Annotated in this window: 19 protein-coding genes; 10 read left to right on the forward strand and 9 right to left on the reverse strand. The window is 61.2% G+C overall.

Annotated features, from left to right (window positions below; translation table 11 throughout):
- Nucleotides 1-3: 3 nt before the first annotated feature.
- Together pncB and AC07SI_RS07880 are read right to left on the reverse strand one after the other, a co-directional pair.
- Nucleotides 4-1,218, reverse strand: coding sequence for a nicotinate phosphoribosyltransferase (pncB, locus tag AC07SI_RS07875; protein ID WP_065900159.1), 1,215 nt, complete (start codon nt 1,216-1,218; stop codon nt 4-6).
- A 226-nt stretch (nt 1,219-1,444) separates the two neighbouring features.
- Nucleotides 1,445-2,341 (reverse strand): LysR family transcriptional regulator, encoded by an 897-nt coding sequence (locus tag AC07SI_RS07880; RefSeq protein ID WP_120447502.1) that lies wholly within the window; start codon nt 2,339-2,341, stop codon nt 1,445-1,447.
- Between the two features lie 154 nt (nt 2,342-2,495).
- Between AC07SI_RS07880 and amaB the strand changes: the two genes are divergently transcribed.
- From amaB to AC07SI_RS07925, 9 genes are all read left to right on the forward strand, one after another.
- Complete coding sequence (amaB, locus tag AC07SI_RS07885) at nt 2,496-3,986, forward strand: L-piperidine-6-carboxylate dehydrogenase (protein ID WP_495005486.1); 1,491 nt, start codon at nt 2,496-2,498, stop codon at nt 3,984-3,986.
- Nucleotides 3,987-4,163: 177 nt separating this feature from the next.
- A complete protein-coding gene (gene amaA / locus AC07SI_RS07890; RefSeq protein ID WP_213550401.1) occupies nt 4,164-5,447 on the forward strand; it encodes an L-pipecolate oxidase in 1,284 nt (427 codons plus the stop codon).
- A 374-nt stretch (nt 5,448-5,821) separates the two neighbouring features.
- Complete coding sequence (locus AC07SI_RS07895) at nt 5,822-6,958, forward strand: branched-chain amino acid ABC transporter substrate-binding protein (protein WP_495005487.1); 1,137 nt, start codon at nt 5,822-5,824, stop codon at nt 6,956-6,958.
- A 208-nt stretch (nt 6,959-7,166) separates the two neighbouring features.
- Nucleotides 7,167-8,081: an ABC transporter permease subunit gene (locus tag AC07SI_RS07900; protein WP_003236186.1), complete on the forward strand. Its 915-nt coding sequence runs from the start codon at nt 7,167-7,169 to the stop codon at nt 8,079-8,081.
- A gap of 2 nt (nt 8,082-8,083) precedes the next feature.
- On the forward strand, nt 8,084-9,361 hold the full coding sequence (gene livM / locus AC07SI_RS07905) for a high-affinity branched-chain amino acid ABC transporter permease LivM (RefSeq protein WP_065900168.1): 1,278 nt from the start codon (nt 8,084-8,086) through the stop codon (nt 9,359-9,361).
- Nucleotides 9,358-10,233, forward strand: coding sequence for an ABC transporter ATP-binding protein (locus tag AC07SI_RS07910; protein WP_065900169.1), 876 nt, complete (start codon nt 9,358-9,360; stop codon nt 10,231-10,233). The genes livM and AC07SI_RS07910 overlap by 4 nt, the downstream gene beginning before the upstream one ends.
- On the forward strand, nt 10,230-10,946 hold the full coding sequence (locus tag AC07SI_RS07915) for an ABC transporter ATP-binding protein (protein WP_065900171.1): 717 nt from the start codon (nt 10,230-10,232) through the stop codon (nt 10,944-10,946). The genes AC07SI_RS07910 and AC07SI_RS07915 overlap by 4 nt, the downstream gene beginning before the upstream one ends.
- 823 nt (nt 10,947-11,769) lie before the next feature.
- On the forward strand, nt 11,770-12,534 hold the full coding sequence (locus tag AC07SI_RS07920) for an SDR family oxidoreductase (RefSeq protein ID WP_065900173.1): 765 nt from the start codon (nt 11,770-11,772) through the stop codon (nt 12,532-12,534).
- Between the two features lie 164 nt (nt 12,535-12,698).
- Complete coding sequence (locus tag AC07SI_RS07925) at nt 12,699-13,604, forward strand: cation diffusion facilitator family transporter (protein WP_495005488.1); 906 nt, start codon at nt 12,699-12,701, stop codon at nt 13,602-13,604.
- 120 nt (nt 13,605-13,724) lie between these two features.
- Here AC07SI_RS07925 and AC07SI_RS07930 read toward each other — a convergent pair whose 3' ends face one another.
- From AC07SI_RS07930 to ureE, 5 genes are all read right to left on the reverse strand, one after another.
- Nucleotides 13,725-14,834 carry an AGE family epimerase/isomerase gene (locus AC07SI_RS07930; protein ID WP_495005489.1) on the reverse strand — a complete coding sequence of 370 codons (1,110 nt, stop codon included), beginning with the start codon at nt 14,832-14,834 and terminating at the stop codon, nt 13,725-13,727.
- Nucleotides 14,835-15,009: 175 nt separating this feature from the next.
- The gene (locus AC07SI_RS07935; RefSeq protein WP_106805307.1) at nt 15,010-15,582 is read right to left on the reverse strand and encodes a HupE/UreJ family protein; all 573 of its coding nucleotides are present in this window, start codon (nt 15,580-15,582) and stop codon (nt 15,010-15,012) included.
- A 22-nt stretch (nt 15,583-15,604) separates the two neighbouring features.
- Complete coding sequence (gene ureG, locus AC07SI_RS07940) at nt 15,605-16,219, reverse strand: urease accessory protein UreG (protein ID WP_065900180.1); 615 nt, start codon at nt 16,217-16,219, stop codon at nt 15,605-15,607.
- A gap of 23 nt (nt 16,220-16,242) precedes the next feature.
- Nucleotides 16,243-16,917: an urease accessory protein UreF gene (locus AC07SI_RS07945; RefSeq protein ID WP_495005490.1), complete on the reverse strand. Its 675-nt coding sequence runs from the start codon at nt 16,915-16,917 to the stop codon at nt 16,243-16,245.
- Nucleotides 16,914-17,414, reverse strand: coding sequence for an urease accessory protein UreE (gene ureE / locus AC07SI_RS07950; RefSeq protein WP_065900182.1), 501 nt, complete (start codon nt 17,412-17,414; stop codon nt 16,914-16,916). The genes AC07SI_RS07945 and ureE overlap by 4 nt, the downstream gene beginning before the upstream one ends.
- Before the next feature lie 276 nt (nt 17,415-17,690).
- Between ureE and AC07SI_RS07955 the strand changes: the two genes are divergently transcribed.
- Entirely contained in the window at nt 17,691-18,188 is a 498-nt protein-coding gene (locus AC07SI_RS07955; RefSeq protein WP_495005500.1) for a C40 family peptidase, read from the forward strand.
- Between the two features lie 5 nt (nt 18,189-18,193).
- Here AC07SI_RS07955 and AC07SI_RS07960 read toward each other — a convergent pair whose 3' ends face one another.
- Together AC07SI_RS07960 and AC07SI_RS07965 are read right to left on the reverse strand one after the other, a co-directional pair.
- Nucleotides 18,194-18,826, reverse strand: coding sequence for a TetR family transcriptional regulator (locus AC07SI_RS07960; protein ID WP_065900186.1), 633 nt, complete (start codon nt 18,824-18,826; stop codon nt 18,194-18,196).
- Nucleotides 18,827-18,979: 153 nt separating this feature from the next.
- Entirely contained in the window at nt 18,980-19,351 is a 372-nt protein-coding gene (locus AC07SI_RS07965) for a hypothetical protein (protein ID WP_065900187.1), read from the reverse strand.
- Nucleotides 19,352-19,470 lie beyond the last annotated feature (119 nt).

Here is a 19,470-nt window from a genome sequence, read left to right on the forward strand (position 1 = left end):
GATTCACTCCTTGCTGGAAAGGGCAGGTACTTTGAAAACGTGACGCAAATAGGCGACGAAATTCGGATCGGTGCAGTGGGTCTTGCCCGCTTCATCGGAGATTTTCGCGACGGGCTGGCCATTGCAGGCGGTCATTTTAAGCACGATGCTCATCGGTTCCACCCCTGGAATGTCACAGGTCAGGTTAGTGCCGATGCCGAAGCTCACATTGATCCGACCGCGCAGCGCACGGAAAATCTCCAGCGCCTTGGGCAACGACAGACTGTCGGAGAACACCAGGGTCTTGCTCATCGGCTCGATGCCGAGCTTGTGGTAGTGGGCGATAGCTTTTTCTGCCCACTGCACCGGGTCACCAGAGTCGTGGCGCAGGCCGTCGAAGAGCTTGGCGAAGTACAAGTCGAAGTCGCCGAGGAACGCGTCGGTGGTGATGCAATCGGTCAAGGCGATGCCCAGCAGGCCACGGTATTCGCGGACCCAGCAGTCGAGGGCGGCGATCTGGCTGTCGATCAGGCGCGGGCCCAGTTGCTGGTGGGCCATGATCCATTCATGGGCCATGGTGCCAAGCGGCTTCATATCGAACTCGCGGGCCAGGTGCACGTTGCTGGTGCCGACAAAACGCCCGGGAAAGTCATGCTTGAGCACGCTGACCACTTCTTCCTGGACCCGGTACGAAAAGCGCCGGCGCGTGCCGAAGTCGGCCACTTGCAGCTCAGACAGCTCGTCGCTGCTGGCGTTGGCGGTCAGCCAGTCGAACTTGCGGTACAGCTGCTCGCGGGCCTGTTCGAGGATCACGGTCTGGTAGCGGTAGCGGTTGCGCACTTCGCTGACGATGGCCAGCATCGGCACTTCAAACAGGATCACATGCAGCCACGGGCCGCGCAGGCGGATAAACAGCTCGCCATTCTCGATACCGGTCTGCACGTAGCGCAGGTTGAAGCGGAACAGCCCGAGGAAGCGCAGGAAATCCGGCTTCATGAAGCTGATGCGCTCCAGGAAGCCCAGTTGGTCCGGGCTCAAGCTCAACTCGGCAAGGCGCTCGATCTGGTAGCGGATCTCCGCCAGGTACGGGCGCAAGTCTTCGCTGTTACGGCAACGAAATTCCCATTCAACTTCCACGTTCGGGTAGTTGTGCAGCACCGCCTGCATCATGGTCAGCTTGTAGAAGTCGGTGTCGAGCAGGTTCTGCACGATGCGATCGGCAAACACACTCTCGCTCATAACGGGAATCTCCAGACGGGTCGGCGATCGGCGCCGACCTTTACGCACAATTAAGGAAGGGGGCTAGTGGCGCATAGACCTGTGGGGTTTTGCCAGCGTTTTTTCATCTTGGGATCTTTGTTGTGGCCACTGGCGCCTTCGCGAGCAAGCCCGCTCCCACATTTGGAATGCATTTTAAATGTGGGAGCGGGCTTGCTCGCGAAGGCGGCATGTCAGGCGACGGGGCTCAAACAGGTTCAACTTGCTCCATCATCCACTTCACAAACTCGCGCACCTTGGGCACCTCCGCCGAATGCTCCGGATAGGCCAGGTAATACGCATCCTGGCTCGGCATTGCATGCGGCCAAGGAATCACCAGCTTGCCCTCGGCCAACTCCTCCTCCACCAGAAAGCGCGGCAGCAGGGCCACGCCACAGCCCACCTGCGCGGCGCGGATGCACATATAGAACGTGTCGAAACGCGGCCCGTGGTAGCTGTGCTCGGTGTGGAAACCTTGGCTCGCGAACCAGTCGTGCCAGCCCTGGGGCCGCGAGGCGTTCTGCAGCAACACCAGCTCGCTGAGTTGGGTCGGGTCGGTGAAGGGCTGGACTGGCAGGCTCTCCGGCGCGCACACCGGTACCAGTTCTTCGCTGAACAGCTTCAGGCTCTCGGTGCCAGGGCGTGAGCCCTGGCCGAAGTAGAAGGCCATGTCGGCCTTGCCTTGCAGCAACTCGTCCGGCTCCTGCTCGTTGCACAGGTCCAGGTGGATCTGCGGGTGACGCAGGCGCCAGCCCTTGAGGCGCGGCACCAGCCAGCGGGCGCCGAACGTGTACGGCGTGGACACACGCAGCACTTCGGTCTCGCCGCCGTAGGAGCGCAGGTAGTGCGTGGACATCTCCACCTGCGTAAGGATCTTGCGCACTTCCACCAGGTACAGGTCGCCCGCCGGGGTCATCTGCAAGCGGCGGCGCACGCGGCGAAACAGCAGGTGCTGCAGCAGTTCTTCGAGCTGCGCCACTTGTTTGCTCACCGCGCTTTGCGTGAGGTTCAGCTCCTCGGCGGCACGGGTGAAGCTCAGGTGGCGGGTGGCGGCTTCGAAACACTGCAGGGCGGTGATCGAGGGCAAATGTCTTTTGTTCAGCACGGCACGCCTCTTTTTATTCTTTGCATGAATAAACGGAATGATATCTCGCCTAATCGTCGTTTGTTGGCAAGTCTTGGGCCAGCTACAAATAAGCCCAGGATCGCCGTGTGGGCCGCGGCGCAATTTTTCTGTCTGCAGATTGAAGGAGTGACCCATGGTTGCTGCATTGCTTGATCGTCTCGGGGTAAACCCGGCGCTGTACCAGGCGGGTAAACAACCCGTGCATTCGCCGATTGATGGCAGCCGTATCGGCAGTGTGCACTGGGAGGGCGCCGCCGAGGTGGAGCAGCAGGTCAGTCGCGCCGAGCATGCATTCGAGGCCTGGCGCAAAGTGCCGGCACCGCGTCGTGGTGAGCTGGTGCGCCAGTTCGGCGACGTGCTGCGCGAATACAAGGCCGACCTTGGCGAACTCGTCTCGTGGGAAGCCGGCAAGATCACCCAGGAAGGTCTGGGCGAAGTGCAGGAAATGATCGACATCTGCGACTTCGCCGTCGGCCTGTCCCGCCAGCTGTATGGCCTGACCATCGCCTCCGAGCGCCCCGGCCATCACATGCGTGAGACCTGGCACCCGCTGGGCGTGGTTGGCGTGATCAGCGCCTTCAACTTCCCGGTGGCGGTGTGGGCGTGGAACACCACCCTGGCGCTGGTGTGTGGCAACGCGGTGATCTGGAAACCTTCGGAAAAGACCCCGCTCACCGCCCTGGCCTGCCAGGCGCTGTTCGAGCGCGTGCTGAAAAAATTCACTGACGCCCCGCAATACCTCAGCCAAGTCATCATCGGCGGCCGCGATGCGGGCGCCGCGCTGGTGGACGACCCGCGCGTGGCCCTGATCAGCGCCACCGGCAGCACGCGCATGGGCCGTGAAGTCGCCCCGAAAGTCGCCGCGCGTTTCGCGCGCAGCATCCTCGAACTGGGCGGCAACAACGCGATGATCCTCGGCCCGAGCGCCGACCTGGACATGGCCGTACGCGCCATCCTGTTCAGTGCGGTGGGCACCGCCGGCCAGCGGTGCACCACACTGCGCCGCCTGATCGCGCACGAGTCGGTCAAGGCAGAAATCGTCACCCGTCTCAAGGCCGCCTATTCCAAGGTGCGCATCGGCCACCCGCTGGAAGGCAACCTGATCGGTCCGCTGATCGACAAGCACGGCTTCGACAACATGCAGGACGCCCTGGAGCAAGCCCTGAGCGAAGGCGGCAAGGTATTCGGCGGCAAGCGCCAGCTGGAAGACACCTTCCCCAACGCCTACTACGTGTCGCCGGCGATTGTGGAAATGCCCGAGCAAAGCGACGTGGTGTGCACCGAAACCTTCGCGCCGATTCTGTACGTGGTCGGCTACACCGACTTCGCCGAAGCCCTGCGCCTGAACAACGCCGTGCCGCAAGGCTTGTCGTCGTGCATCTTCACCACCGACGTGCGTGAAGCCGAGCAGTTCATGTCGGCGGTGGGCAGCGACTGCGGGATCGCCAACGTCAACATCGGCCCGAGTGGTGCGGAAATCGGCGGTGCGTTTGGCGGTGAGAAAGAGACCGGCGGCGGACGTGAGTCGGGTTCGGATGCGTGGCGCGGGTATATGCGTCGCCAGACCAATACCGTGAACTACTCGCTGGAATTGCCGCTGGCCCAAGGCATTACTTTCGACTAAATACCTGTCGGAATGCGGAAAAAATGTGGGAGCGGGCTTGCTCGCGAATGCGGTGGATCAGCTGTATATCTGTTGACTGATCCACCGCTTTCGCGAGCAAGCCCGCTCCCACAGTTGATTGGATTACCAAGTCGAAACTGAATTTAGATGTTTGTTAGGTCTCATCGGAGTCTGGCAATGGCATTGCGCGAAACATGTTTGTGGGAACACCTCACCCCCGGCCGGCCGGAGCGTGCGGCGCTGGCGGGCGAGGTCAAGGTGGATGTGTGCGTGATCGGCGCCGGGATCACCGGTTTGTCGGCCGCCATTCACTTGCTGGAACAAGGCAAAAGTGTCGCCGTACTCGAGGCCCATCGCACCGGCCACGGCGGTTCGGGGCGCAACGTCGGGCTGGTGAATGCCGGCATGTGGATTCCACCGGACGAGATCGAAGCCGGTTTCGGCGAGGCGGTGGGCAGCCAGCTCAACCGCATGTTGGGCGCCGCGCCGTCGCTGGTGTTCAGCCTGATCGACAAATACAACATCGATTGCCAATTGCGCCGCGAGGGCACTTTGCACATGGCGCACAACGCCCGGGGCGAGGCGGATCTGCGCAGTCGCGAAGAGCAGTGGAAGCGCCGTGGGGCGCCGGTCGAATTACTCACCGGCCAGGCCTGCGAGCAAGCCACCGGCACCCAGAAGATCGCCGCCGCCCTGCTGGATAGACGCGCCGGCACCCTCAACCCGATGGCCTACACCAGTGGCCTGGCCACTGCGGCGGCGGGTTTGGGCGGACAACTGTTCGACCATTCCCCCGTCACCCAACTGGAGCGCCAAGGCGCGCATTGGTCGGTGCAGACCGCCAACGGTGCGGTGCAGGCTGCACAGGTGGTGATCGCATCCAACGCCTACACCGAAGGCGAATGGACCGAACTGCGCCGCAACTTTTTCCCCGGTTATTACTACCAAGTGGCCTCGGCGCCCCTCACCGACGACGCCGCCAAGCAAATCCTGCCCGGCGGCCAGGGTTCCTGGGACACGCGCCAGGTATTGAGCAGCATCCGCCGCGATGCCGATGGCCGCCTGTTGCTCGGCAGCCTGGGCAACGGGAACCAGAAACCGGCCTGGTTCCTCAAGGCGTGGGCCGATCGGGTGCAGCAGCATTACTTCCCGTACCTCAAATCGGTGCAGTGGGAGTACACCTGGACCGGCTGCATCGCCTTCACCCCGGATCACCTGATGCGCCTGTTCGAACCGGCCCCTGGCCTTGTGGCAGTAACGGGCTATAACGGGCGCGGCGTGACCACCGGCAGTGTGGTCGGCAAGGCGTTTGCCGATTACCTGTGTCACCAGAATCCCCAGGCCTTGCCGATTCCGTTCGCGCCCATGCAACCGCTGGCCGGAGTGGGCCTGCGCAGTTGCCTGTATGAAGCCGGATTCTCGCTGTATCACGCCGGACAATGCCTGAGGATCGTGATCTGATCAGCGAAATACTGCTCAGAAGCCTGCATTTTCTTAGCAGGCTACTAATCTGTATTGGTGCAAGTCGTAGCAATCACGCACTGTAAATGTGCAGTTCCGTTACGCACGTTGTTACAGGTGCAGGAACTGTCGTTTATCCGTCTGGTTGCAGGTGCGACCTGCCAAGGTTGTACTTTTTCGATCCACCGGTTGCACCTCTTGACGCTAGAGGGTTGCACGTCCTGGCAAAAGGAGTCGAAACGCCAGCAATCCCAATGACACCGTGTCTTTTTGAAGAATAAAAACGTAATGGCACGCGCCTTGCTCTGGGCTTTCAGTGAAAGGTTTGAATGCAAGTTGTCGTGCCAAAAATCAAAAATATCGGAGCACCACTCATGTCCCAGACGTTTTACAAGAAAGGTTTTCTGGCCCTCGCCGTTGCAGCGGCGCTGGGTGTTTCTGCGTTTGTTCAAGCTGATGTGAAGATTGGCGTGGCGGGGCCGATGACGGGCGCCAACGCCGCTTTCGGTGAGCAGTACATGAAGGGTGCCCAGGCGGCAGCCGATGTGGTCAACAAGGCCGGTGGCATCAACGGCGAGAAAATCGTGCTGGTCGCCGGCGACGACGCCTGCGAACCCAAGCAAGCCGTAGCCGTGGCCAACCGCCTGGCAGACCAGGACAAAGTCATCGGCGTGGTCGGGCACTTCTGCTCGTCCAACACCATCCCGGCGTCCGAGGTGTATGACGAGGCGGGCATCATCGCGATCACCCCAGGCTCCACCAACCCACAAGTGACCGAACGCGGCCTGGGCGCCATGTTCCGTATGTGCGGGCGTGACGACCAGCAAGGCATCGTCGCCGGCGACTACATCGTCGACGTGCTCAAGGGCAAGAAAGTCGCGGTTATCAACGACAAGGACACCTACGGCAAAGGCCTGGCCGACGCCACTGCGGCGCAGTTGACCAAGCGCGGCGTCAAGCCGGTGCTGGAAGAAGGCCTGACCCGTGGCGAGAAAGACTTCAGCGCCCTGGTCACCAAGATCCGTTCCACCGGTGCTGACGTCGTGTACTTCGGCGGCCTGCACCCGGAAGCCGGTCCTCTGGTTCGCCAGATCCGTGAAGCCGGCCTCAAGGACGTGAAGTTCATGTCCGATGACGGCGTGGTTACCGACGAACTGGTCGCGACCGCTGGTGGCAAGCAGTACGTGGATGGCGTCTACATGACCTTTGGCGCCGACCCGCGCCTGCTGCCGGACAGCAAGGCCGTGGTTGAAGAGTTCCGCAAAAACGGCACCGAGCCAGAAGGCTACACCCTGTACGCCTACGCCTCGATCCAGGCCCTGGCCGCTGGCTTCAATGGCGCCAAGTCCAACAAGGGCGAAGACGCCGCCAAGTGGCTCAAGGCGCACCCGGTGAAAACCGTGATGGGTGAAAAAGCCTGGGACGCGAAGGGTGACCTGAAAGTCTCCGACTACGTGGTTTACCAGTGGGACAAAGACGGTAAATACCATCAGCTGGAAAAACAGAAGTAAGGCTGGGCACCACAGATCCACTGTGGGAGCGGGCTTGCTCGCGAAAGCGATCTGTCAGCAGTCGATGTGTTGACTGACCCGCCGCCTTCGCGAGCAAGCCCGCTCCCACAGGGAATGGTGCTGTGATGGATATCTGTTTTTTCCTCCAAGAAGAGCCGCACACCGGCAACTGGCGGGTGTGCAGTCTCTCACCGCGTGAGATTGCGTTATGGATGGTATTTTCCTGCAGCAACTGGTCAACGGCCTGACCCTCGGGTCGGTCTATGGCCTGATCGCCATCGGCTACACAATGGTCTATGGCATCATTGGCATGATCAACTTCGCCCATGGCGAGGTTTATATGATTTCCGCTTACCTCGCGGCGATCAGTCTGGCACTGCTGGCTTACTTCGGCATCGAATCCTTCCCGCTGCTCATTCTCGGCACCTTGATCTTCACCGTGGTCGTCACCGGCGTGTACGGTTGGGTCATCGAGCGTGTCGCCTACAAACCGCTGCGCAACTCCACCCGACTGGCTCCGCTGATCAGCGCCATCGGGATCTCCCTGATCCTGCAGAACTACGCGCAGATCGCCCAGGGTGCCAAGCAACAAGGTATTCCCACCCTGCTGGCCGGGGCCTGGCGTGTCGACATCGGCAGCGGGTTCGTCCAGCTCACGTACACCAAGGTCTTCATCCTCGTGGCGGCGTTTGCCGGCATGGCGCTGCTCACCTACATCATCAAGTACACCAAGCTCGGCCGCATGTGCCGCGCCACCCAGCAAGACCGCAAGATGGCCTCGATCCTGGGCATCAACACCGACCGCGTGATCTCCTATGTGTTTGTCATCGGTGCCGCCATGGCGGCCCTGGCCGGTGTGCTGATCACCCTCAACTACGGCACGTTCGACTTCTATGCCGGCTTCATCATCGGCATCAAGGCGTTTACCGCAGCGGTACTCGGCGGCATCGGCTCCCTGCCTGGGGCGATGCTGGGCGGGATCATCCTGGGTATTTCCGAGTCGCTGTTCTCGGGGTTGATCAACTCTGACTACAAAGACGTGTTCAGTTTCTCCCTGCTGGTGGTGATTCTGATTTTCCGTCCCCAGGGCCTGCTTGGTCGCCCACTCGTGGCGAAGGTGTAAACATGTCTGCTGCCAAACCCATCGATATCAAGAAAAGTGTGGTCGATACGGTCCTTGCCGGGCTGATCTCGTTGATCGTGTTCGGTCCGATCGTCGGCGTGGTCCTCGACGGCTACAGCTTCAACCTGGAACCGGCCCGCGTGGCCCTGCTGGTCGCCATCGTGATGGTCGGCCGCTTTGCCATGAGCCTGTTCCTGCAGACCCCCAAGGGCCTGAAGATCCTGCAGGGCTTCGAAAGCAGTGGCTCCGGCGTGCACGTGCTGCCACCGGACTACAAGTCGCGGCTGCGCTGGATCATCCCGGTGCTGATCGTGATCGCCATCGTGTTCCCGATCTTCGCCAACAAGTACCTGCTGACCGTGGTGATCCTCGGCCTGATCTACGTGTTGCTCGGCCTGGGCCTGAACATCGTGGTCGGCCTGGCCGGCCTGCTCGACCTCGGTTACGTAGCGTTCTACGCCATCGGCGCCTACGGCCTGGCGCTGGGTTATCAATACCTCGGCCTGGGTTTCTGGACGGTGCTGCCGCTGGCGGCCATCTGTGCGGCGCTGGCGGGGTGCATACTCGGGTTCCCGGTGTTGCGAATGCACGGCGATTATCTTGCCATCGTGACCCTGGGCTTCGGTGAAATCATCCGCCTGGTGCTCAACAACTGGCTGTCGTTCACCGGTGGCCCGAACGGTATGCCGGTGCCGTCGCCGACCTTCCTGGGCCTGGAGTTCGGGCGCAAGGCGAAGGACGGTGGGATTCCATTCCACGAATTCTTCGGCATCGACTACAACCCCAATATCAAATTCCTGTTCATCTACATCGTGCTGTTCCTGGTGGTGCTGGCCGTGCTGTACATCAAGCATCGCCTGACCCGCATGCCGGTCGGTCGCGCCTGGGAAGCCTTGCGCGAAGATGAGATCGCCTGCCGCTCCATGGGCCTGAACCACGTGCTGGTCAAACTCTCGGCGTTCACCATCGGCGCTTCCACCGCCGGTCTGGCCGGGGTGTTCTTTGCCAGTTACCAGGGCTTCGTCAACCCGTCCTCGTTCACCTTCTTCGAGTCGGCGCTGATCCTCGCCATCGTGGTGTTGGGCGGCATGGGCTCGACGGTCGGCGTGGTGATTGCGGCGTTCGTCTTGACCGTCGCGCCTGAACTGCTGCGCAGCTTCAGCGAATACCGCGTGCTGCTGTTTGGCGTGCTGATGGTGGTGATGATGATCTGGCGACCGCGCGGCCTGATCCGGATCAGCCGCACCGGTGTGACGCCACGCAAGGGGGTAGCGCCATGAGCAAGGAAGTCGTCCTCTCCGTGGAACACCTGATGATGCACTTCGGTGGCATCAAGGCCTTGAGCGACGTGAGCCTCAAGGTCGAACGCAACTCGATCTTCGCCCTGATCGGCCCTAACGGCGCGGGCAAGACCACCGTGTTCAACTGCCTCACCGGCTTCTACAAAGCCAGCGGCGGCAAGATCGAACTGAACATTCGCGGCAAGCAGACCAACGTGATCCAGTTGCTGGGTGAGCGTTTCAAGGCGGTCGACTTCGTGTCGCCGAAAAGCTTCTTCAGCCGGGTGTTCTACAAGATGTTCGGCGGCACCCACCTGGTCAACCGTGCCGGCCTGGCCCGTACCTTCCAGAACATTCGCCTGTTCAAGGAAATGTCGGTGCTGGAAAACCTGCTGGTCGCCCAGCACATGTGGGTCAACCGCAACATGCTCGCGGGCATCCTCAACACCAAGGGCTATCGCAAGGCCGAGAGCGATGCGCTCGACCATGCCTTCTACTGGCTCGAGGTGGTCGACCTGGTGGACTGCGCCAACCGCCTGGCTGGCGAGCTTTCCTACGGCCAGCAGCGCCGCCTGGAAATCGCCCGGGCCATGTGCACCCGGCCGCAGATCATCTGCCTGGACGAACCGGCAGCGGGCCTCAACCCGCAGGAAACCGAAGCCCTCAGCGCGATGATTCGCCTGCTGCGCGACGAACACGACCTCACGGTGGTGCTGATCGAACACGACATGGGCATGGTGATGAGTATTTCCGACCACATCGTGGTGCTGGACCACGGCAACGTGATTGCCGAGGGTGGGCCGGATGCGATCCGCAACGACCCGAAAGTGATTGCCGCCTACCTGGGCGCAGACGAAGAGGAGCTGGTATGAGTACACCTATCCTCGAAATGAAGGACCTGGACGTGTTCTACGGCCCGATCCAGGCCCTGAAAAAAGTCTCGCTGCACATCAATGAAGGCGAAACCGTCAGCCTGATCGGTTCCAACGGCGCGGGTAAATCCACGCTGCTGATGTCGATCTTCGGCCAGCCTCGGGCCGAGTCGGGGCAGATCATCTACAACGGCGTCGACATCACCCACAAGTCGTCCCACTACATCGCTTCCAACGGCATTGCGCAGTCGCCGGAAGGGCGGCGGGTGTTCCCCGACATGACCGTCGAGGAAAACCTGCTGATGGGCACCATCCCGATTGGCGACAAGTTTGCCACGGAGGACATGCAGCGCATGTTCGAGCTGTTCCCACGGCTCAAGGAGCGGCGCAACCAGCGCGCGATGACCATGTCCGGTGGTGAGCAGCAAATGCTCGCCATCGCCCGCGCGCTGATGAGCCGGCCCAAGCTGTTGCTGCTGGACGAACCGAGCCTGGGCCTGGCGCCGATCGTGGTGAAGCAGATCTTCGCCACGCTGCGCGAGCTGGCTTCCACCGGGATGACCATCTTCCTGGTGGAGCAGAACGCCAACCATGCGTTGCGCCTGTCGGACCGTGCGTATGTGATGGTCAACGGCGAGATTCGCCTGACCGGCACCGGTAAGGAATTGCTGGTGAATGAAGAGGTGCGCAACGCCTACCTGGGTGGGCACTGATCTAAAAGCTTGATGCAGTAACCCATGTGGGAACCGGCTTTATGTGGGAGCTGGCTTGCCTGCGATGCGAACACCTCGGTCTGTCAGGCAAACCGAGGTGAAGCTATCGCGGGCAAGCCCGGCTCCCACATAAAGCCGGTTCCCACATTTGTTTTTGGGGTGTCCACAGGCTCCCCGCCAAATTGTGGAAAACAAATCTGGCCTCCTCTGAAAGCGCGACATATAGCCGCCGCAAATCCCTGTTTTGTCACAGTTTTGACTTGTCCCCATCCGCTGTGGAACCGGCTGTGGGTAACGTGGGTGTAGCTCGCTGAAGGCCTTTATTTACGTGGCTTGCAGCATGGCGGTTGTTTTTTGACCAGCGGCTTTTTGCGGACTGGACGAGGCCTTTGTCAACCTGTTTAAAGACACAGGTATATGACCGAAATATGTCCCTCCGGCCTGTGGATAAGTCTGTGACTAAACTCTGGAAAGACTGCCGCAGAGGCCGGAATGACTGGCCTGGAGCCATCGTCTGGATTTTCTGCGGGGTCATGGGCCTACATACGCCCCGGCCAAGGTCAAGCAAAAAACTTTCTAAAACCGCCTGCAGGCCTTGTACACAGCGGCTTCGGGTGTTTTGCACTTGCCCCCAAAGACTGTGGGCGCAGTTGTGGATAACCTGCGCGCATATGGCTGCAGGCCACGGTTTATATGGCGTTGCTCGTAATGGTCAAAAAATGATCAGCTGTACAAGAAGGTGAGTGCATAGCGGTTGCCGCCACCGCGGCGTACGGGCATTCTGCTGGCAACTTTTTTCCCCGATCACCGCAAGGAGAACACCATGTCCAACACGCTGTTTATTACTGGCGCAACCTCAGGTTTTGGCGAGGCCTGTGCCCGTCGTTTTGCCGAAGCCGGCTGGAAACTGGTGCTCACCGGTCGTCGTGCCGACCGTTTGAATGCGTTGGTCGAAGAGCTTTCCAAGCAGACCGAAGTGCATGGCCTGGTGGTGGACGTCCGTGACCGCAAGGGCATGGAAGACGCGATCGCCAATCTGCCAGCGTCGTTCGCCACCTTGCGTGGACTGATCAACAACGCCGGCCTGGCCGTGGGCACCGATCCTGCGCCCAAGTGCAGCCTCGACGATTGGGAAACCATGGTCGACACCAACATCAAGGGCCTGCTGACCACCACCAGCCTGCTGCTGCCGCGCCTGATCGCCCATGGCCGTGGCGCCGGGATCATCAACCTGGGCTCCATCGCCGGCAGCTACCCGTACCCGGGCAGCCACGTGTATGGCGGCTCCAAGGCGTTCGTGAAGCAGTTCTCGCTAAACCTGCGTTGCGACCTGCAAGGTACCGGCGTGCGTGTGACCAACATCGAGCCAGGCCTGTGCGAAAGCGAGTTCTCGCTGGTGCGCTTCGGCGGCGACCAGGCGCGCTATGACGCCACCTATGCCGGTGCCGAGCCGATCCAGCCGCAGGACATTGCCGACACCATCTTCTGGGTGCTGAACACGCCTGCGCACGTCAACATCAACCGCCTGGAGTTGATGCCGGTGAGCCAGACCTGGGCTGGGTTTGCCATCGAGCGAGGCGCCAAGTAAGGCATTGATTCGAGTCGCCGGCAAACCGGTTCCTGCAGGTGGTCATATGTAGGCGCCGGCTTGCCGGCGATGGCGGCAAATCGGCCAAAACACGACATAAGGTACACTCCACCCCTGAAAACCCCTCCGCAGTGTGCGGTTTATAGGTTTTGACAGGAGGAAATGTGAGTAACCGAGGTGAGCAGGCACTGCTCAAACAATCGACTATCCTGATGTTCGCCGTGGCGATCGCCGGGATTGTCACGGGTGTGGTATCTGGCGCCCAATCCATTTTATTCGACGGCTTTTTCTCGCTGATCGCCACCGCCATCAAGGTGTTGATGCTGATCACGGCCAAGCTGATCGCCAAGAAAAGCAACGAACGCTTCCAGTTCGGCTATTGGCACCTGGAACCCATGGTGCTGCTGATCGAAGGCAGTTTCCTGTTGCTGATCGCCATCTACGCGTTTCTCAACGGTGTGTTCGGCATCATCAATGGCGGGCGCGAGATCGAGTTGGGCCTGGTGATCATCTACGCGGCGGTGTTTACCGTTGTCGAGTTCGCTTATTTCTTCTACGTGCGCTACCGCAACCGTACGCTCAAATCGTCACTGATCCAGTTCGACAACATCAGTTGGCTGGTGGACGCGATGCTGTCGGTGGGTTTGCTGATCAGCTTCCTGGCTGCACTGCTGCTCAAGTCCCAGGGCTATGGCGAATGGGCGGTGTATGTCGACCCGTTGATCCTGATCCTGCTGGCCCTGAGCATGCTGGCGCCGGCGCTGAAGATTTTGCGCCCGGCATTGCGCGAGGTGCTGGGTATTGCGCCGGATCATCTGGACGACAAAGTGCGTGAAGTGATGGACGCGGCCCAGGCCCGGCATGGTTTCGACGACTACGTGTCCTACGTGCAAAAGCACGGACGCGCACGGTTTATCGAGATTCATGTGGTATTGCCGGCGGATTACCCGGTGGGCAATGTCGCCACGCTGGATGCGCTGCGTGAAGAGATATCCACAGGGCTGGGCAAGCCGGATGCGGCGCGTTGGCTGACGATCAGTTTTACCGGGGATCGCAAGTGGATTGCGTGATAGTCAGGTAGACCGAGGTGAGGTTTTCGCGAGCAAGCCCGCTCCCACATTTAACCGCGTCCTGCCTTTGGAATGCGATCAAATGTGGGAGCGGGCTTGCTCGCGAAGAGGCCCATGAGGTCAGCCCAAATGCTGGACCAACCCCTGATAGCAGGTCGCCAAATGATAAGGCGTGGTAGACGGCATATCCCGCCGACTGACCTCGCCATGGGCATCCAGGCATTCATTCCAGCCTTTGGCATGCAGGAATTTTTGCTGCAGCGCCAGCAATTGACGCTGCAGCACGGCTTCACTGTTCGGCCGCAAGGTCAGTGCCCGCAGGTATTCGGCCTGTGCCCAGATACGCTGGGTGCTATCACGCACGCTACCGTCCAGGGCCAGCATGCCGCTGACCGCGCCACTGCTGTTATCCACACCCTTCTGTTCGGCGTAGGCAAATGCGCGCGTCAACGACGCATGCAGCGGCGTGCCGCGCAGCACTGGCGATGACTCCAGCAAAAAGAACCATTCGAACTGGTGGCCGGGCTCAAACCAGTTATCCACAGCGCCCAGCGGTTTTTCCAGCATCACGCCGTGCTCGGGGGCAATGAAGCGCTTCTGCATCGCGTTGGCCAAGTCCAGCAGGGCGTCTTGCGTGATCGGGTCTTCACGCACGGCCAGCGTCGCGAGGAAACCCTCGGCGAGGTGCATCAGCGGGTTTTGCAGTGGGCCGGACTTGAGGGATGACCAGTTGCGCTCCAGCACGGCTTCGTAGAGGCCGTCGCCGCTGGCGAACCGACTGGCGACCACTTCCAGGGCTGCGTCGAGCACCGACTCCACCAGTGGCTCACGCACCTTGGCCCAGTAGTGCGCACAGGCAAAGATGATGAACGCGTGGGTGTAGAGGTCTTTGCGCTTGTCCAGCGGCTGGCCGGCGGGGTCGATGCTGTAGAACCAGCCGCCGTGCTCGGCGTCGTGGAAATGCCGTTGCAGCGAACGGAACAGCGCCGCTGCGCGCTCTTCGGCGAAGGCCGCGCCGGGCTCGCCGATCAGGCTGGCAAACAGGTACAACTGCCGGGCGCAGGCCATGGCGCGGTAGCGTTGCGGGGGCAAGGGGCGGTGATCGGCGTCCAGCGCCTCAAAGGGCAATGCCAACTCGGCGTTCCAGCCCGGGCCTTGCCAGAGCGGCACGATCAGGCTGTGGAAGTGCGTGAGCACGGTGTTCAAGGAGGGGTGGGAAGCGCTGGGCATTGGCTGGCGTCGTCACGGCAGGGGTGTTTGCCGCGCATGGTAGCAGGCTTGGGATCTATGGTGTTTGCGCTGGCGCTATCGCGGGCAAGCCCGCTCCCACATTTGGGTGTGTGAAACCGGTCAAATGTGGGCGGCTGGCTTGCCTGCGATGTGGCCCTTATCGGCGCGACAACACTCACCCCGCCAACAACCACACCCCAGTCGCCGCCGAAGCCGCGCCGGCAATCCGCACCAACGGCGCCGCCGCTGCCGGCAGGAAGCGCACTACCGCATACCCGGCCGCGTGCAACACCGCCGTTGCGCCGACAAAGCCCGCGGCATAGGCCCAAGGGCTGGACATGTCCGGCAACTCCAGGCCGTGGGCCACGCCGTGGAACAGCGCAAACAACGCCGTGGCAGCCACGGCCACGAACAGCGGTGGACGCACCGCCAGCGCCACTGCCAGGCCCAGGGCCAACACCGAGGCGGCAATCCCGCTTTCCAGGGCCGGCAGTTCCAGCCCTTCAAAGCCCAGCACGCCGCCGATCAGCATGGTGCCGACAAAGGTGCACGGCAGGGCCCAGCGCGCGGCGCCTTTTTGTTGGGCCGCCCACAGGCCGACCGCAACCATCGCCAGCAAGTGGTCGATGCCGCTGAGGGGATGGCTGATACCGGCCACCAGGCCGTTGTCGCCGTGGCCCGGGTGAGCGAAGGCCAGGGCAGGGGCGAGCAGCAGGGCGGCAGCTGCGAGGAGTTTGTTGAGGCTCATGGACAGGTTCCTTGTGGGTTGATCAGGCGGCGGTCAGCAGGCCCTGGCGTTCGATGAAGGCGACGATGTCGGCCAGGCCGACGCCGGTTTTCTGGTTGCTGAACACAAAGGGTTTACCGTTGCGCATGCGCTGGGTGTCGCTGTTCATCAGCTCCAGCGAGGCGCCGACCATCGGCGCGAGGTCGATCTTGTTGATCACCAGCAGGTCGGATTTGCAAATGCCAGGCCCGCCTTTGCGCGGCAGCTTGTCGCCGGCGGACACATCGATCACGTAGATGGTCAGGTCCGACAGTTCCGGGCTGAAGGTGGCCGAGAGGTTGTCGCCACCGGACTCCACCAGGATCAGGTCCAGGCCGGGGAAGCGGCGGTTGAGCTGGTCCACCGCTTCCAGGTTGATCGAGGCGTCTTCACGGATCGCCGTGTGCGGGCAGCCACCGGTTTCCACGCCGATGATGCGCTCCGGCGCCAGCGCCTGGTTGCGCACCAGGAAGTCGGCGTCTTCGCGGGTGTAGATGTCGTTGGTGACGACGGCCAGGTTATAGCGGTCGCGCAGCGCGAGGCACAGGGCCAGGGTCAGGGCCGTTTTGCCGGAGCCCACCGGGCCGCCGATACCGACGCGCAGGGGTTGTGTGTTCATGTGCTTCTCCACAGTAAAAGGCCTCAGGAACGAAACAGTCGGCTGTACTGGCGCTCATGGGCCATGCACGCCAGGGACAGGCCGAAAGCGGCGCTGCCGAAATGGTTGGGGGCGATATGGCTGGCGTCCTGCTGGGCCTGTTGCAGCAGCGGCAGCAGTTCGCTGGTCAAGCGCTGCGCGGCTTGCTGGCCCAGCGGCAGGGTTTTCATCAATACGGCCAACTGGTTTTCCAGCCAGCTCCAGAGCCAGGCGGCGAGGGCATCGTCAGGGCTGATAGTCCAGGCCCGCGCCGCCAGCGCCCAGCCCAGGGCCAGGTGCGGCTCTGGCTGGCGGGCGAGGAAATCCTCGGCGGGTTGGTCGAGTTCCGGCAGGCCATTGAGCAGTTGTTGCAGGGAGTAGCCCATCTGCCGGCTCTCCTGGTACAGCTCGCGGGTTTCTCGGCTGGCGCGGTGCTCTTCGCACAATTGGGTCAGGCGCGGCCAATCGAGTTCGGCAGCGGCGCGGCAATGGGCGAGCAAGAGAGGCGCTTCAAAGCGTGCCAGGTTGAGCAGCAGTTGGTCGCTGATCCAGCGCCGCGCACTGGCCGCGTCGTTGACGCGACCGTTCTCCACGGCCATTTCCAGGCCCTGGGAATAGCTGTAGCCCCCAATCGGCAATTGCGGACTGGCCAGACGCAGCAGCGCCCAGGCTGGGTTCATGGACGCACGCCGAACTGGTGCAACTTGGGCGGGTAGTTGAAATCTTCATCGCCATGCCGCGAATGATGGTGGCCACCGCCGTAGGCACCGTGCTCCGGTTGGAAGGGTGCCTCGATGGTCTCGGTGTGGGCGCCCAGTTGCTCCAGCATGGCCTTGAGCACGTAGTCATCGAGCAGGCGCAACCAACCGTCCCCCACTTGCAACGCCACATGCCGGTTGCCCAGGTGATAGGCGGCGCGGGTCAGTTCGAAGGCGCTGCTGCAGGTGACGTGAAGCAGTTGTTCAGGTCGTGCAACGACGCGTACGACGCGTCCGTCTTCGGCCTGCAGGCATTCGCCATCGTGCAGCGGCGGCTGGCCACGCTCCAGGAACAGGCCGACATCTTCACCGTCGGCACTGAAACAGCGCAGGCGGCTTTTGCTGCGTGCTTCGAAATTCAGCAGCAACTCGGCGGCCCAGAGGGCTTGGGGGGCGATTCGGCGGTGGATCACCAGCATCAGGAAGCTTCCAGCAATGAGCGATGAGAGTGCTAGAGCAAGGGGCTTGCCAACCCCGGTGAAGGGTAGGAATTGCTTGTAGGCAGTGTAGTAGTGCTACTAAAGAGGGCGTAGGAAGTTTCTAGTGGTGAACCAAAGTGGTGCGCGCGGAAGTAGGGCGCACCTGTCATGGGCGTTTTAGGACTATTCCTACAAGTGATGCGGATTCGGCGTTCAAAACGTTACGCACTGTTTCTTTAGGCTGTGCGCCGTGTTTATCCCATTGCGACGTTCATCATGTTCAAGTCATTTTTTTGTTTAGTGATTGTCAGTCTGTCTCTCGCCATTTCGTCTGCGTCGGCCAATCTACAGCCACGCCCTTTGTTCACTGCGTCCTTTAAAGAAGCGTCCATTGAGGATGTGGTTGACCGTGCCCTCCAATTGCTCGGCACACCTTACAAATGGGGCGGTGCCTCGGCGGAGCAGGGCTTCGATTGCAGCAGCTTCCTGGTGTACCTGTTCAAGACCGAAGCCAATATCCAGATTCCGCGCACCACGCTGGCAATGCATCGATCAACGGCGGCGACCATCAAGCGCCATGCACTCAAGCCTGGCGACGCGGTGTTTTTCAAAGGTAATGGGCGCGGCCAGGTCAGCCATGTGGGGCTGTACATCGGTGACGGCAAGTTCATTCATTCGCCGCGCGCCGGCAAAAACGTGCGTATCGATTCGCTGAGCAATTCGTACTGGAACAAGCACTACACCACCGCGAAGCGTTTTCACCCGGCGGGGTAAGGCGCTTATTCGGTGCTGCCCAGGCCCTGCCAATGCTTCAGGCCGATAAAGATAAAGCGCAATTGCTGGGTGATTTTCGCCTGGGGCGTGAGGTGGGCAGGCAGCGCCTGGGCGGGCGGGTCGATGATGTCGGGGAGGGTGGCGAACACACTTTTGACGATCAGGTCGGCCATCACGTGCAGGCCTTCGGCATCCAGGTGTTGCAGCTTGGGCATCAGCGTCAGGTCGGCCGCCAGGTCGCGGGTGATGTCTTCGCGCAAGGCGCCGATGGCCTGGCGCACGGCAAGGCAGCCGCCGTATTGCTCGCGGGCCAGGAACAGGAATTGCGAACGGTTGGCCGAGACCACGTCGAGAAAGATCCGCACGGAGGCATCAATAATGCCGCCCATCACGAATTCGTTGTGGCGCACCAGGCGAATCGTGGCGCGAAAAGTCTGGCCCACTTCACTGACCAATACCAGTCCGAGCTGGTCCATATCGGCAAAATGACGATAGAAACCGGTAGGCACGATGCCGGCCGTCTTCGCCACTTCACGCAGGCTCAGGCTGCCAAACCCACGGCCACACTCCATCAGATGGCGGGCTGCGTCCATCAGGGCGAGGCGGGTCTGTTGCTTCTGTTCGGCGCGGGGCAGCATTGGCGGGCGGGCTTTTGTCGACAAGTACAGCGCTGCACTCTAGCAAAACAGCTTCGCTGGCGTCGAACTTGACGGGGCAGGCGGGGTGACAGGTGCTATGAAAAGTCAAAAGCCCGATCGGCTGATCGGGCTTTTTTCAGGGCCACCACGGGGTTAGCTCTGTGCTTGATGCAGTTCTTGCAGACGGTCCGAGCCGCCTTCGGCAACGCCTTCAGTGTAAGCGCGTTTGTTGGCTTGTTCAGAACCACCTTCGACCAGGCCTTTCTGTTCCAGGCGATCACGGCCACCTTCAGCAACACCTTCGGTGTAGGCGCGTTTGTTGGCCTGTTCCGAACCGTTTTCAGCGACGCCGCCTTTGGCGTAGTCACGATTCTCTTCTTCTTGCGAACCGCTGCGAGCCAGGGTCTGGCTGGATTGAACGGCTTGAGCTTTGTTCTGTGGGGTTGCCTGTTCGGCTGCTGGCAGGGCAAAGGCACTGGAAGCAAGGACAGACAGCAGGACGGTAGCGAGTACTTGGCGTTTCATGATGGGTTGCTCCTTGGGAGGGCGATAAAGTGGGTACAGGGCTAATGCTACTCTTGATAAGTCGATATAAAAGTTCATAAACACAATGGTAATAATCAACAGAATTGATTGTTCGCCAG

It is taken from the genome of Pseudomonas sp. GW821-FHT05D12 (genome assembly GCF_059419825.1).

Excerpts from the sequence above, each read along its gene's own strand:
- AC07SI_RS07930 (WP_495005489.1), bottom strand. The coding sequence starts at position 14,834 with ATGCCCAGCGCTTCCCACCCCTCCTTGAACACCGTGCTCACGCACTTC.
- AC07SI_RS07945 (WP_495005490.1), bottom strand. The coding sequence starts at position 16,917 with ATGAACCCAGCCTGGGCGCTGCTGCGTCTGGCCAGTCCGCAATTGCCG.
- livM (WP_065900168.1), top strand. The coding sequence starts at position 8,084 with ATGTCTGCTGCCAAACCCATCGATATCAAGAAAAGTGTGGTCGATACG.
- AC07SI_RS07920 (WP_065900173.1), top strand. The coding sequence starts at position 11,770 with ATGTCCAACACGCTGTTTATTACTGGCGCAACCTCAGGTTTTGGCGAG.
- AC07SI_RS07910 (WP_065900169.1), top strand. The coding sequence starts at position 9,358 with ATGAGCAAGGAAGTCGTCCTCTCCGTGGAACACCTGATGATGCACTTC.
- AC07SI_RS07960 (WP_065900186.1), bottom strand. The coding sequence starts at position 18,826 with ATGCTGCCCCGCGCCGAACAGAAGCAACAGACCCGCCTCGCCCTGATG.
- AC07SI_RS07935 (WP_106805307.1), bottom strand. The coding sequence starts at position 15,582 with ATGAGCCTCAACAAACTCCTCGCAGCTGCCGCCCTGCTGCTCGCCCCT.
- AC07SI_RS07895 (WP_495005487.1), top strand. The coding sequence starts at position 5,822 with ATGTCCCAGACGTTTTACAAGAAAGGTTTTCTGGCCCTCGCCGTTGCA.
- AC07SI_RS07965 (WP_065900187.1), bottom strand. The coding sequence starts at position 19,351 with ATGAAACGCCAAGTACTCGCTACCGTCCTGCTGTCTGTCCTTGCTTCC.
- ureE (WP_065900182.1), bottom strand. The coding sequence starts at position 17,414 with ATGCTGGTGATCCACCGCCGAATCGCCCCCCAAGCCCTCTGGGCCGCC.
- amaA (WP_213550401.1), top strand. The coding sequence starts at position 4,164 with ATGGCATTGCGCGAAACATGTTTGTGGGAACACCTCACCCCCGGCCGG.
- AC07SI_RS07900 (WP_003236186.1), top strand. The coding sequence starts at position 7,167 with ATGGATGGTATTTTCCTGCAGCAACTGGTCAACGGCCTGACCCTCGGG.
- AC07SI_RS07915 (WP_065900171.1), top strand. The coding sequence starts at position 10,230 with ATGAGTACACCTATCCTCGAAATGAAGGACCTGGACGTGTTCTACGGC.
- AC07SI_RS07955 (WP_495005500.1), top strand. The coding sequence starts at position 17,691 with ATGTTCAAGTCATTTTTTTGTTTAGTGATTGTCAGTCTGTCTCTCGCC.
- ureG (WP_065900180.1), bottom strand. The coding sequence starts at position 16,219 with ATGAACACACAACCCCTGCGCGTCGGTATCGGCGGCCCGGTGGGCTCC.
- amaB (WP_495005486.1), top strand. The coding sequence starts at position 2,496 with ATGGTTGCTGCATTGCTTGATCGTCTCGGGGTAAACCCGGCGCTGTAC.
- pncB (WP_065900159.1), bottom strand. The coding sequence starts at position 1,218 with ATGAGCGAGAGTGTGTTTGCCGATCGCATCGTGCAGAACCTGCTCGAC.